Genomic DNA, 13,776 nt, shown 5'->3' on the forward strand with positions numbered 1-13,776 from the left:
AGCTCAAAATAGATACTTTAGAATAGCACCTATCAATAAAAAGATCCCAAACTCAGTCTCACAGTCTAATCAATCTGACAAAGTGTAAGTTCTTTTAATACTCTGTCGTACAGGAAGGTTAAACAAATGTTATCTGTTATATTTTGAACTTGGTACATTTGTTCGTTCATACGATCTCATCCATTATCCCTTCAATCAGATTTGTAAGGCTTTTAGCCACATAAATCACCTGGTCAGGATCATGGATGTAGCAAATAACCTGTCCTTCCTGACCCTCCTGGTCTGGATCAAAATCCAGCATAAGATAACAAGAGTCACAATACTGAGCAAAAGGAAGCCATTTTTTATTAAAAAGATAAGGCTTAATTCTACTATCATGCATGTTTTCTAGGTCTTGACTAGAAAAATAGTCGGGAAAATCGGTTAACAGAGCATCTCTATTTTGAAAGTACTTTTTACAAGTCTCAATTTCCTGTAAACTCATGAGAGAAAAAGTCAAATCTCTCTGGTCAATCACACAAGGTAAAATAGAGAGGTATTTACTCCCATTTTTATAGCTATAAAGCTCTTTGAAGTCACTAGGTAGACGAATACCAAGTCTTTCCTCAAAGGCTTGAAGCTCTTCCTCAGAAGCACCAGAAATGTCCTGATAATCTTCCAGATAGCCTTCCTCTACAGGATCATCCAAATCCCAGTCTTCAAAAAACTCACAAATATAAGTTTCTATTTTTTTAACTTGGTCAATTAGTTGCATCATTTCACCTTGAGTTCTTTATTTTAACTAGCTTCAAATTCCTTTTACCGCTTATAACTTGTTTTTTCTAGGAGAAGGGGTTCAGGATTTTGCTTAATCCAAGCAAGAGCTAACTGACACAGGCGGTCTAGGCGAGGCTCGTCATCAAAATCTTTCCCATGAATTTGAGCAATAAGCTCTTTAGTCTCTGCTAATTCTTGTTCTGAAAGAGAGCTTCCTAGAGACAAGTATTGAGGAAGAGCTTGAAGCATTTTTCTATAGTCCCTGTCCCAGTTGACCCCACCATTGCGATCCAGTTCATCTCGAACTCGACCTGGTATTCGGATAACTTCTCCCTGAACAGTTTTGGCTGCTCCACTTGAAGGAATCAAGAAAGACCATAGTTCCTCATATTGCTCCTCCCAGCTACCTTCTTTTACGAGAATCGGAGAAACTCCATCGTGGGTTATTCGTTTGGCTACCGGCTTGACATCAAACAAAGCATAAAGTTTTTCTAGACCCTGATCTGCTGCTTCTAGATAGTCTGGATTGATCCCTTCTCTATGAAATTCAAAATCCTTACCAATATTTTCAACCTTTTCTTTCATAGCAGATGTTTTCTTAGCACCTGCATCCAGCAGCATAGAGGCAATTTCAGCTGTTTGGGCAATATAGATTCCTCGACAGACAGTGAGTACGGAGTCTAGTGGAGTCTGTCCCCTATCATTTTTAGGGTTAACATTTGCTCCCTTTTCTATGAGAAGTGCAACGGTCTTAGGATGAAAAAACTGAGCTGCCACATGCAAGGGTGTATTGCTATAAGTATTGGTTTTTTCAATGTCTGCACCCAATTCGAGTAAGAGTTTTACAGTATCTCTTCCCATGGTTGCCTGACAGTACAAAGGTGTTGCTCCATAATAATCAGGGATATTGATATCCAACCCCTTTTCGACAAGCCAGATAACCAACTCATCAGGAACCCCACCGAAATGAAGAGCTGTTCTTAAGCTATACCTCCCGTCATGAGCAGTTAACTCACACTTGTCATACACGGCCTTTAATTGGTCAATATTGCCGTCTGTCAGTAGTTCATTAAAGTCCTTCGGTAAGGTTACTCTTTTCTTTTTTGCCATTCCTATTCTCCTTTAATCATGATTCTATCTTTTTGTACCTAGATTATACTCTAAGTTTCTTCTTGATCTCTTTTATTTGTATTATACCCTAAAAGCTATGAATAGGCACGAATAAGCTTGATTTTTAACTTTAAAACACTCTTCTTTCAAGAAATTAAATCAAAAAACTATTCCTTAAAGGAATAGCTTTTTTACTTATAATTAAAAGTTTCTCCTGCCAATTTATCGGCTAACTTGGGAAAGAGGGTATAAAATTTATGAGCTAAATTTAACAAGGCTGGGAGATTGATCTCGCGTTTGTTTTTTCCGATGGCCTTAACAATTTTTTGCGCGACAGCATCTGGCTCCAGTAGGAAGCGGTCAACCGATTTGAGGTAGGTCCCATCTGGGTCTGCCTGGTCAAAAAATCCTGTACGGATAGGTCCTGGATTAACAGTTGTCACATAGACACCATAGGGCATGAGCTCAAGGCGAAGAGCATTTGAAAAACCGATAGCCGCAAACTTAGTCGCTGAGTAAAGGCTAGACTTAGCAGTCGCAATCAATCCTGCCATGCTGACGATATTGATGATATGCCCTTGTCGAATCTCCTTCATACCAGAAGCAACCAAACGAGACAGATTCATGAGAGCAAAGGTGTTGACTTCAAACATTTGATGAATGTCTTGATCAGAAATCTTGTCAAAATCTTCAAAAATTCCGTAACCAGCGTTGTTAATTAAGACATCAATCTTGCCATAACGCTGATAGAGTTCAGCAACTAGTTCTTCTAAGGCTTGAGCTTCGGTAATATCAATTTCAATCAATTCTGCCTGAGGATGAGTTCCGTATAGTTGAGCTAATTTTTCCTTATTTCTACCTAGCAAAATGAGTTGGTCTTGAGGCAAGAGTTTGACCATTTCTTGGGCTAGACCCCCGCTAGCACCTGTAATGAGAATAGTAGACATACTTTTCCTTTCTCAATCTTCTAGATTTCCACTTCTTCCAAGTCTTTGACCACATGGACGTTTTCAAAAATCGTTGCAGCATCTTTCTTAAGCTGGCTGATATCTTTTGAAAGGAAACGGGCGCTGATATGGTTGAGCAAGAGTCGCTTAGCTCCCGCTTCTACTGCAACCTGTGCAGCCTGCATATTGGTTGAGTGCCCATGATTGCGGGCAATTTTCTCATCACCTTTACCATAAGTGGACTCATGGACAAGGACATCCGCATTGACAGCCAGACGCACACTGGCATCCGTTTTTCGAGTGTCACCTAAGATAGTGATAATCTTACCTGGGCGTGGGGCTGAGATATAGTCTGTTGCCTTAATCTCGGTGCCGTCTTCTAGGATGACATCCTGACCGTTTTTGATTTTTCCAAAGAGTGGTCCAAATGGTACGCCGGCAGCCTTGAGTTTTTCAGCATCCAGAGTGCCTTCTAGGTCCTTTTGCATGACACGGTAGCCCACACAGAAAATAGTGTGATCCAACTCTTCCGCATATACTGTAAATTTATCTGTTTCAAGAATTTTCCCTAGAGAAGCTTGGTCAAATTCATGGAAATGAATCTTATAGGGCAGGCGTGAACCTGACACTCGTAGACTGGTCAAGACAAAAGATTTGATGCCTTGGGGACCATAGATTTCCAAATCTGTCTGCTCTTCATTGGCCTGAAAAGCGCGGCTAGAAAGGAATCCTGGCAAACCAAAGATATGATCTCCATGCAAGTGTGTGATAAAGATTTTGCTGACTTTTCGTGGTCGAATTGTAGTTTCCAGAATGCGATTTTGCGTTCCTTCTCCACAGTCAAAAAGCCAGACTTCGTTAATCTCGTCCAAAAGTTTCAGGGCGAGACTTGAAACATTGCGAGCTTTAGAGGGCTGACCAGCCCCCGTTCCTAAAAATTGAATATCCATTTGATACTTTCTAATTAATCAATATATAACATAGCAATTCTGTTTTCCGAGCGATAATACAGCTTGCCAGAAAAAGCTCTAGCTTCTTGCAGTAAATCCTCTTGGCTATATCCTTTGAGACGCTGTCTTCCATCTGCTAAATCTTCCAGATCTGTTAACGCTGTGAGACTTTTTACGCTAACAACTTCCTCGTCCCCGACAGACTTCAAGTAAATCTTTCCAGACTCTTCAAAGACCAACTGATGAGGAAAAATTGGCGCAATCTCAAAGAGTAATTCATCCGTAATTGCCTCCTCGTGCTCAGAGAAAATGCGGCCTAGTCCTTCTTTCTCGTAGCAAAATCCAAAGGATTTACCAGATAGATTGAGGCGAATAAAGGGCTTGCTTTCCAAAGCGAAACTTGGCTCAGCATTATAGAGGTTCAGTTCTTGGCTAACTTCTGCAAAATAATCTGTCGCAGCTTGAGGACTCTTTTTCTGGTAGAGCTCGGCAAAGTAGGCATTCACTACGCTGGGTGGAGGTGTAATGAGAGCTAGTTGCTCCTCTTCAGACCTACCAGCTAAAAGTTGTTCCAGATAGACCTTATCTAGACTTGTATAGCCACCATACTTGAGGGCTAACGTTTTGATATCAGTCATAAAATTCCTCTAATCTCCATTTGTTTCTCTCTGCAATGTAGCCTCTGATGACTTCACCGTCATCTTGGTAGTCACGTTCTTCTAGAATCGCAACACTTTCTAAATCATGAATCTTGTAAGATTTAGAAAAAGGCACGCGCAGAGTAAAGGGTTCAAAAATTTCCTTAATCTTATCTAGCAATAAAGCCTGCAACTGTTCTCGACTATCTTTAGACTTTGCCGAAATCAGTGCATATGGCGTTTGAGTAGGCGTAAAGTCTTCCACCAAATCTGCTTTATTATAAAGGGTTAAGCGAGGAATATCCTCCATGTCCAAGTCTTTCATAATGGAGAGGACCGTTTTTTCATGTTCCTCATGATAAGGATTGCTGGCATCGATCACATGGACCAGTAGATCAACATGCTTGCTTTCTTCTAGGGTAGACTTGAAACTTGACACCAACTCTGTCGGTAGGTCTTGGATAAATCCAACGGTATCTGTTAAGGTTACCTGTAGATTGCCCCCTAGATGTATGCTTTTAGTTGTTGCATCTAGAGTTGCAAAAAGCTCATCCGCTTCATACTGGGTCTTGCTGGTCAAAGTATTCATAATAGTTGACTTCCCAGCATTTGTGTAACCAATCAAACCAATCTTAAAGGTACTTGACTCCAAACGTTTTTCTCGAACTGTCGCTCGATTTTTCTCAACCACCTTGAGTTGACGTTCGATGTCTGTAATCTGGTTGCGAACGCTACGACGGTTAAGCTCCAGCTGACTTTCACCTGGACCACGGGAACCAATTCCCCCTGCCTGACGGCTGAGCATAATCCCCTGACCAACCAAACGAGGCAAGAGATACTTGAGTTGTGCAAGATGAACTTGTAGCTTACCTTCATGGCTTCGAGCTCTCATAGCAAAGATATCTAAAATCAGCTGCATACGGTCAATAACTTTAACACCTAAGACTTCCTCTAAATTGACATTTTGTCGAGGTGTCAGACGGTTATTGACGATGACAGTCGTGATTTCTTCTGCGTCCACCATTTGAGCAATTTCTTCCAACTTACCAGAACCGACAAAGGTCTTAGAGTCGTATTTTTCTCGTTTTTGTCTGTAGCTATCTACCACAACTGCTCCAGCTGTCTTAGCTAGACTAGCCAACTCTTCCATGGAGAGGTCAAAATTATCCATGCCCTGGAGTTCAACACCAATGAGCAGGACTCGTTCCTCTTTTTTCTCCGTTTCAATCATTTAAAAACTCCTCAATCTGGCTTAAAATACGGTCTTTTACACCAGATTCTCCTATCTGATAAAAGGTCACCTGCATGCGATTGCGAAACCAGGTTAGCTGGCGCTTGGCAAATCGACGAGTCGCTTGTTTTAGGGTATCACTAACTTCTTCCAAGGACTGCTCTCCTCGAAAATATGGGAAGAGTTCCTTGTAACCTATCCCTTTAGCAGCCTGAACATCTGGATAATGGTCAAACAACCACTTGGCTTCGTCTAGAAGTCCAGCTTCAAACATCAGGTCCACTCTGTGATTGATACGCTCATAAAGCTGACTACGCTCATCATCCAAGCAAATAATCAGCGGATCATATAAACTGTCTTGATTTTCCAAAACTTGACCAAAATGAGCAATTTCCAAGGCACGCATAGCACGACGACGGTTAAACTGGGGAATTTCAAGACCTGCTTGCTCTACCAGATGGGCTAACACCTCATCTGAAAAATTCTCTAAACTAGCACGATAAGCTAAAATCTCCTCGTGTGGTGTCTCGCCACCTAGATGATACCCCTCTAGCAGACTCTGGATGTAAAGTCCTGTCCCACCGGCGATAATAGCAAGCTTACCTCGACTTTGAATATCCTCAATGGCTGCCTTGGCTTCGGAAACAAAATCAAAAGCCGAGTAAGACTCGGTTACATCTCTAACATCGATTAAATGATGAGGGACAGTTGCCTGCTCCTCCGGACTAGCCTTGGCTGTTCCAATGTCTAGTCCTCGGTAGACCTGTTGGCTATCTCCACTAACTACTTCTCCATTGAATCGCTGAGCAACTTCAATAGCGAGGGCAGTCTTTCCAACAGCTGTTGGGCCAACAATCACAATTATTTTGCTTTTCATCGTTTTTCCTTGAAAAATTCCCATTTTTTCGTTAATATTATTATATCACAAAAAGCACAGTCAGAAAAATGCTATATTTCTAGCTAATTCTGCCTAATATATAAATTAAAGGAGGAAGACTAATGGCTAAAGGTTTTGCTAAAGGTCTCGTAACAGGTGTCGCAGGAACTGTTGCTGCTGTTGCTGGTGCAGTTTATGCAGTTAAAAAGAAAGTGATTGAACCAGAAGAACAAAAAGCAGCTTTCATCGAAGAAAACCGTAAAAAAGCAGCTCGCCGTCGTGTATCACGCTAATAATTAAAAAAAGAAGTTGGAAATCCAACTTCTTTTTTTGTTATTAAATAGCCAAATCAAACTTCAATTGCGGTTTCACAGGATCATAATCAACCAACTCAAAATCCTCTGCTTTAATATCAAAAAAGTTTGTCTTATCTGGTACATTCAAGACCAAACGTGGTTGGCAATTTGAAGGGTCACGACGGAGCAATTCCTGAGCTTGTTCAAATTGATTATCATAGATGTGAAGGTTATTGATAAAGTAGAAGAATTTTCCAACTTTCCAACCAAAGTGTTTAGCAATCATCATTTGAAGAGCCACATACTGCATGGCATTGATGTGATGAGCAACCAGCATATCGTTAGAACGCTGAGTCAAGGTTGCATCCAGGTAAATTTCCCCATCTACTCGACGAACATCAAACATGGTCTGGAAGGCACACGGCAGCAAGCCGTCTGTTTCCTCAAATGCCTGATAATCCCAAAGAGAGATGATATTGCGACGGTTCCAAGGATTAGCTTCTAACTGTTTGAGAATCTTATTAATGATATCATGCTTCTTGACCACAGCCCCATAACGCTCACCAATTGTCCCGGTATCTCCCACTTCCCAGTCATTCCAGTAGTGAACATTGTACTTGTCATTAAGAACCTCTAGGCTATTGGACTGGTCTTGATAAATCCAAAGAACTTCCTTGATGGCTGATTTAATAGCAATTGGACGCAAAGTTGTAATTGGAAATTCACCCTTTGACAAATCATACTCTGCAAAAGCTCCAGTTACATACTTAGAGTTGGCAACTGTTCCGTCCTTGTACTTGGGACGAGCCTGTTCTGAAAAGACACCATCATTCAGGATTCGCTCGATATTCTCTTTAAAAATCTTATCCGCTTTTGTCATTTACTCTCACCTCATTTATTGTCCTAACTAGTATAGCATAAAAAGATTTTTTCTACATACTCAGAAAATCAATAGCCTTTTTATATTTCTTCAATCTTTCCCTATCCTTTTCAGTAATAGAAGACAATCTCGATAAATCTGAATTATGTTTTAGATCAGCTAATTTTACTACTCTTGCAAGAGGATTTTTCTTCACAGTTTCCAGATATGTTTGATAATCTTGCTCCTTTTTCTTTGTCAAAACCTGAACAGCAGTAACTACTGTTTCTGGTAAACCAGCTTGTAATAGTTCTTCAGCTGAAACAGGACTATCCTCTATAACATCATGTAGCAGAGCCACTGCTTTTTCTTCTTCAGTATCAACTTGGCTTGCTACATAGATTGGATGTTCTATATAATCTACTCCTGCCTTATCCAGTTGCCCTTCATGAGCTTTCCTAGCAATAGACAAGGCTAAATCAACCATGGATTGTTCTGCAGTATTCATCCAAAATTCCTCCTATCATTATTGAGTTATTACTTTATTCTAACAACTTCAACTCAAAAAGAGCTTGATCAATAACCAAGCTCTTGATTCATATGTTTTATTGCAAGACAAGAGATGCTGCTCCGATAACTCCAGCGTCATTTCCTAGAGTCGCAAGAGCTAGCTTAGTTGTTGTGCGAACTTGTGGGAAAGTATTTTCATCATAAACCTTTTGCACGCCTTGAAGAAGGAATTCTCCTGCAGCTGATACACCACCACCGATAACGATTGTTGATGGATTTAAGATAGAACCGATGTTGGCACATGCAATACCCAAGTAACGTGAGAAGTTACGGTAAACAATCAAGGCAAGGTCGTCCCCTTCCTTTGCCAAATCAAAGACAGTTTTAGCAGTTACTTCTTCACCGTCGTCAATCAAGCGTTTCAAGGTCGCATCGCCTTCGTATTCATCTGCGTAACGACGAGTCAAGTTAACAATCCCTGTTGCTGAGGCTACTGTCTCAAGACAGCCTTTTTTACCACAAGTACATGCGATTGGTTGGTCAAAATCAACTGTGATATGGCCAAGCTCACCGGCAGCACCTGCAACACCGTGAAGCAATTTACCTTCTGCCACGATACCGCCACCAACACCTGTACCCAGAGTCATAAAGACAACGTCTGGTTGGTTTTCACCAGCACCCATCCAACGCTCACCAAGAGCAGCTACGTTGGCATCATTGTCGATAAAGAATGGAATACCCAAGGCTTTTTCCATCTTTTCTTTGATTGGTTGAAGAGTTTTCCAGTTGAGGTTGTAGGCTCCGATAACAGTTCCCTTTTCACGATCAACCACACCAGGTGAACCCATACCGATTCCACGGAAGTCTGTCGCAGACAATCCAAGCAATTCAAAACGATGTTGAATAGATTCAATCATATCGTCTACAATATGGCTTCCTTCATCCAAAATGTTGGTCTTAATAGACCATTTTTCTTGGATTTCTCCTTCTTGAGTTAAAATTGCGAACTTAACAGATGTCCCACCAAGGTCAATCCCGATAATCTTTTGACTCATCTTTTTCTCCTTTTATTATAAATTGAAAATGCTTACAGTACTAGTATACCAAAATCCGCCTATCTATGCAAAGGTTTGCATTAACTTTCCAGATTTTTTTCTATTCTATGGTTTCCACAAACCAGAAGCATCTACATAATAGCGTCCACCATCCACTCGCTCATTCTTAGCCATTTTGCCGTCTGATTTGAGATAGTAGTTTCCTTGCCAAGCATTACGAGCATAAGAACCATCTGATTTTAAGTAGTACCAAGATTGGTAAGAAGAATCATAAACCCACTCACTCTTAGCCATCTTACCATTTGACTTGAGGTAGTATGCACCTTGCCAAGTATTACGCGCATAAGAACCATCTGATTTGAGATAATACCAGGCTTTGTAGTAAGAATCATAAATCCATTCACCCTGAGCCATCTTACCATCTGATTTTAGATAGTAACTTCCTTGCCAAGTATCGCGTGCATAAGAACCATCTGATTTGAGATAATACCAAGCTTGGTAATAGTTATCATATACCCACTCATTCTCAGCCATTATTCCATCTGATTTGAGGTAGTAAGCACCCTGCCAAGTATTCGTTACTGGTTTCCCATTTTCAGAAAAATAGTACCAAGATCCATTCTGACGAACCCAGCCACTTTCAGCTGCTACACTAGGAGTAGGTTCTGCACTATTTGGTGCTACGCTGTCAGGTGATACACTGTTGTTATCTTGAGATGCCCCCGTCTTTTTCTCTTTTAGCACTCCCTTTGGTGCATTCTTAGATTCACAGGCTATCCCATCATGATCCCTATCTAGAGCATCAGAATAACCTGGTTCTCCCTTATGAATATCTGCATAACCATTCTCCCAAGCTTCCTTACAGCTTGAAAAATGGATACTTTCATCTGCCACAACTGGATGTAAAAACAAAGCTAGAGCAGGTAAAGAAGCTAGGCCTAGTTTTAATAAATGACGTTTGTTCATGATTTTCTCCTAAAATTATAATATCAACTTCCATATTATTTTATCAAACTTATTTCTGCAATTCAAGAAAACTTCTAGTTATTTCTGCAAACTCTTTTGGTTTTGCCCTATTCAAAATATGAGGGCCGTCAGGGATAATCTGGAACTGGGAATTTGGCATCAGTTCTTGAATAGCTTTCATTGAACTGAGATTAGGCTTATCCTGACTACCACAAATTAACAAGCTTGGATATGGACAATTTCGTGCAATCTCTCTTAAATCAAGTGTTTTTAATTCCTCAGAAACTCCAACCATAAGAGCCTTATCTGCTCCCTGTTTCTCAAATATCCTTTTGGGAAGCAATTTAAATATCAGCAACTGAATATAAAAAGGAATGTTACCCGCTAGTTTCAGTGGACAGCCTGACAAAACCAAGGCCTTAAGATTTGATATATCAGAACTTGAAAGCTCCAGTGCAAGGGCAGCACCTAAGGACAAACCGATTAGGACAAAAGGTTCCGTTTCCACTGTTAAGCGCTGATAAATGCGCTCCTTAGCTTCTTGGTAGGTAGTAACTCCGGAGGGAAATAACTCTAGGGCTTCAGAAGGATAATCTGCAAGAAAATTCTGAACTTCTTTCCAACTATCTGCTGACTGACCTAGGCCATGTAATAATATTAGTTTCATTTAGTTCTCCTTCACTGACAACTCATACAAGCCCCTTACTGCATTACAAGCATAAATGACCTCTGCCTGTTTCAAATCATCTATGGTTAAGGCCTTCTCTTCTACCTGCTCGATTTCAAGTAAATACTGGCGATAAATCCCTGGTAAAATGCCAAGAGTACTAGGTGGGGTATAGAGCTTGCTATTCATTTTTAAGACCAGATTACCAATAGAGGTTTCAAGCAACTTTCCATCAGCAGTGTGATAGATGATTTCCTGCTCTCCCACTGTCAAATGTGGTCGGTATGTCGTCTTAAAGTAGGTAAAGGCCTGCTCCAAATCAGCTTCTTGCTGACAAAGCTTGGCCTGACAAAAACTAGAGCTAAGCGGTGTCAATACTTGTCGTTCAATTTCAATCTCTCCAGATTTGCTGAGACTGATTCGTATCCGATAATCTTGATGGATGTCACAAGACTGGCACTCCTTCTCTAACTTTTGTCTCAAAACTTCTTTGTCAAATGGAAAAGCAAAATAACGACTAGCCTTTTGCAGTCTTTCCAGATGTTGCTTTTCAAAGAGCAATTTTTTCTGGCTGATTTTCCCTGTCGTAATCAGCTGAAAACGAGGTTGTTTTCGGTAAAGAATAGCCGCCTTGTGCTGGACTTCACGGTATTCTGACTCCCAAGTACTATCCCAAGTGATGCCACCTCCGACACCATAGATGGCTTGCCCTTGCTGCAGTTGAATGGTTCGAATAGCCACATTGAAAATCCGTCGTCCATTGGGCAGTAAGAGGCCAACAGTTCCACAGTATACTCCACGCGCTTGTAGTTCCAAGTTCTTGATAATTTCCATGGTCGCTATCTTGGGAGCTCCTGTGATGGAGCCACATGGAAAGAGCGAACGGAAGATTTCTACTAGATCAACATCCGGTCGTAACTGACTCTTGATAGTCGAAGTCATCTGCCACACCGTAGAATACTGCTCCACTTGGCATAAACGCTCCACATGCTCACTACCAACCTCAGAAATACGATTCATGTCATTTCGCAAGAGGTCCACTATCATCATGTTTTCTGAACGATTTTTGGGATCCTGTTCCAACCAAGCCGCCTCTTTCAAGTCGTCATCGTTATTCAAACCACGTTTAGTTGTGCCCTTCATAGGACGAGTCGTCAACTCACGACCATTCTGCTCAAAAAAGAGTTCTGGACTCATGGAAATTACTGCCATCTCGTCATGCTCTACGTAGGCATTGTAGCCCGCCTCCTGCTCCACCACCATACGATTGTAGATAGCAAAAGGATTGGCAGACAACTCCTGCTTGAGTTGGACCGTATAATTGACCTGATAGGTATCTCCTTGTCTTAAATGATGGTGAATTTGGGTAATAGCCTTTTCATAGTTCTCTGCAGAAGTTACTTCCTGCCAGTTTGATGGCAACTCCACCTCCTCATAAGTCAGAGGAATGTTAGATGTTTCAACACTGTTATGAACAGTGAAGTAAAGCAAATACTCTCCTAACAAGGGACCCTCGTGAACCGCTAACTTCTCCTCAAAAGCAGGTGCTGCTTCATAACTAACGTAACCTACTACATAATAGCCTTGCTCTTGATAGTTTTCCACTTGAGCTAATAAGTCCGTCACTTCTACTAAATTTCTGGTTTTTAACTCTTTGATCGGCTGGGTAAAGGTGTATCTCTCGCCCAAAGCTCTAAAATCAATCACTGTTTTTCTATGCATATTCTAAGTATACCATAAAAGCCAGACCCCAAACAGGAGATCTGGCTTTTTAACTAATATGGTTGAGAAAACTTACTCAACATAATCTAACAAGTAACCATAACCCTTTTCTTCCATTTGATCCTTAGGAATAAAACGGATAGACAGGCTGTTAATACAATAGCGTAGCCCTCCCTTGTCCTGAGGTCCATCTGTAAAGACATGTCCTAAGTGGGAATCACCAGTTCGGCTTCTGACTTCTGTTCTGACCATATTATAAGACTTGTCTTCCTTGTAGGCCGCAACATCTGGACTGATAGGCTGGGTAAAACTTGGCCAACCACAACCCGATTCAAATTTATCTTTCGAAGAAAAGAGAGGTTCTCCAGTTGCTACATCTACATAAATTCCTGATTCAAATTTATCCCAGTAACGATTTGAAAAGGCGCGTTCTGTTTGACCGTTTTGAGTCACTGCATACTCCTCAGGAGAGAGGAGTTTTTTCAATTCATCGTCACTCGGTTTTGGATATTTACTCGCATCAATAACAGGATAGGCTGCTTGATTGACATTGATATGGCAATATCCATTAGGATTTTTCTGGAGATAATCTTGGTGATAGTCCTCAGCCACGATAAAATTTCTTAAGGCTTCCTTTTCAACCGCTAGAGGCTGGTCATACTTCTTAGAAACTTGATCAAAGACTTGATTGATGACTTCTAGGTCTTTATCATCTGTATAGTAGACTCCCGTGCGATATTGGGTTCCTACGTCATTACCTTGCTTGTTTTTACTAGTTGGATTGATAATGCGGAAATAATGGAGCAGGATTTCTTTTAAAGAAATTTGATTGGCATCATAAGTCACATGAACAGTTTCAGCATGCCCCGTTTGGCCAATCAATTCATACTGGGTTGTTTCTCCTCTACCATTCGCATAACCAGAAACAGCATCTGTCACACCCGCTACTCGAGAAAAATATTCTTCAACTCCCCAGAAACAGCCTCCCGCTAGATAGATTTCATGTAGGTCAGCATCTTTATCTGGCTCTGTTTTTTTCTTAGCACCTTGACCTTGGCTAACAGCTGCTTTCTCAATTTGAGAGGTATCGGAGTAGCTAGCGCTTCTTTTTTCCAAAAGAAATAAAATTCCGATGATGATGCAAATGAACACTCCAATTAAGAGTATTGTTTTTAATTTATCATTCATAATA

15 protein-coding genes are annotated in these 13,776 nt (G+C 40.9%); 1 reads left to right on the top strand and 14 read right to left on the bottom strand.

Going from position 1 to position 13,776, the window contains the following annotated elements; all coding sequences use genetic code 11:
* Positions 1-166: 166 nt before the first annotated feature.
* The 7 genes from FN031_RS04380 to miaA all read right to left on the bottom strand — a co-directional run bounded on the left by FN031_RS04380 (position 167) and on the right by miaA (position 6,509).
* Entirely contained in the window at positions 167-754 is a 588-nt protein-coding gene (locus FN031_RS04380) for an SMI1/KNR4 family protein (RefSeq protein WP_142558620.1), read from the bottom strand.
* A gap of 44 nt (positions 755-798) precedes the next feature.
* On the bottom strand, positions 799-1,866 hold the full coding sequence (locus FN031_RS04385; RefSeq protein WP_142557921.1) for an ankyrin repeat domain-containing protein: 1,068 nt from the start codon (positions 1,864-1,866) through the stop codon (positions 799-801).
* 191 nt (positions 1,867-2,057) lie between these two features.
* Positions 2,058-2,813, bottom strand: coding sequence for an SDR family NAD(P)-dependent oxidoreductase (locus tag FN031_RS04390; RefSeq protein WP_142557923.1), 756 nt, complete (start codon positions 2,811-2,813; stop codon positions 2,058-2,060).
* Between the two features lie 20 nt (positions 2,814-2,833).
* Complete coding sequence (gene rnz / locus FN031_RS04395; protein ID WP_142557925.1) at positions 2,834-3,763, bottom strand: ribonuclease Z; 930 nt, start codon at positions 3,761-3,763, stop codon at positions 2,834-2,836.
* 14 nt (positions 3,764-3,777) lie between these two features.
* Positions 3,778-4,401, bottom strand: a complete 624-nt coding sequence (locus FN031_RS04400) for a cystathionine beta-lyase (RefSeq protein ID WP_142557927.1) — start codon at positions 4,399-4,401, stop codon at positions 3,778-3,780.
* Positions 4,394-5,632 carry a GTPase HflX gene (hflX, locus tag FN031_RS04405; RefSeq protein WP_142557929.1) on the bottom strand — a complete coding sequence of 413 codons (1,239 nt, stop codon included), beginning with the start codon at positions 5,630-5,632 and terminating at the stop codon, positions 4,394-4,396. The genes FN031_RS04400 and hflX overlap by 8 nt, the downstream gene beginning before the upstream one ends.
* Positions 5,625-6,509 (bottom strand): tRNA (adenosine(37)-N6)-dimethylallyltransferase MiaA, encoded by an 885-nt coding sequence (gene miaA, locus FN031_RS04410; RefSeq protein ID WP_142557932.1) that lies wholly within the window; start codon positions 6,507-6,509, stop codon positions 5,625-5,627. Before miaA ends, hflX begins: the two co-directional genes overlap by 8 nt.
* Before the next feature lie 122 nt (positions 6,510-6,631).
* On the opposite strand from miaA, the gene FN031_RS04415 reads away from it, so the two are divergent.
* Positions 6,632-6,802, top strand: coding sequence for a DUF3042 family protein (locus FN031_RS04415; protein ID WP_060956055.1), 171 nt, complete (start codon positions 6,632-6,634; stop codon positions 6,800-6,802).
* A gap of 43 nt (positions 6,803-6,845) precedes the next feature.
* On the opposite strand, the gene FN031_RS04420 is transcribed toward FN031_RS04415, so the two are convergent.
* The 7 genes from FN031_RS04420 to msrB all read right to left on the bottom strand — a co-directional run bounded on the left by FN031_RS04420 (position 6,846) and on the right by msrB (position 13,772).
* Positions 6,846-7,685 carry a thymidylate synthase gene (locus tag FN031_RS04420; protein ID WP_142557934.1) on the bottom strand — a complete coding sequence of 280 codons (840 nt, stop codon included), beginning with the start codon at positions 7,683-7,685 and terminating at the stop codon, positions 6,846-6,848.
* Between the two features lie 52 nt (positions 7,686-7,737).
* The gene (locus FN031_RS04425; protein WP_142557937.1) at positions 7,738-8,172 is read right to left on the bottom strand and encodes an HD domain-containing protein; all 435 of its coding nucleotides are present in this window, start codon (positions 8,170-8,172) and stop codon (positions 7,738-7,740) included.
* Positions 8,173-8,269: 97 nt separating this feature from the next.
* Positions 8,270-9,229, bottom strand: coding sequence for an ROK family glucokinase (locus FN031_RS04430; protein WP_142557940.1), 960 nt, complete (start codon positions 9,227-9,229; stop codon positions 8,270-8,272).
* A 105-nt stretch (positions 9,230-9,334) separates the two neighbouring features.
* On the bottom strand, positions 9,335-10,195 hold the full coding sequence (locus FN031_RS04435; RefSeq protein ID WP_142557942.1) for an excalibur calcium-binding domain-containing protein: 861 nt from the start codon (positions 10,193-10,195) through the stop codon (positions 9,335-9,337).
* 49 nt (positions 10,196-10,244) lie between these two features.
* Positions 10,245-10,862: an alpha/beta fold hydrolase gene (locus FN031_RS04440; RefSeq protein ID WP_142557944.1), complete on the bottom strand. Its 618-nt coding sequence runs from the start codon at positions 10,860-10,862 to the stop codon at positions 10,245-10,247.
* Entirely contained in the window at positions 10,863-12,584 is a 1,722-nt protein-coding gene (pabB, locus tag FN031_RS04445) for an aminodeoxychorismate synthase component I (protein ID WP_142557946.1), read from the bottom strand.
* Positions 12,585-12,656: 72 nt separating this feature from the next.
* Complete coding sequence (msrB, locus tag FN031_RS04450; RefSeq protein ID WP_142557948.1) at positions 12,657-13,772, bottom strand: peptide-methionine (R)-S-oxide reductase MsrB; 1,116 nt, start codon at positions 13,770-13,772, stop codon at positions 12,657-12,659.
* Between the last annotated feature and the right edge of the window lie 4 nt (positions 13,773-13,776).

It is taken from the genome of Streptococcus mitis (genome assembly GCF_902159415.1).
GTDB lineage: Bacteria > Bacillota > Bacilli > Lactobacillales > Streptococcaceae > Streptococcus > Streptococcus mitis_BG.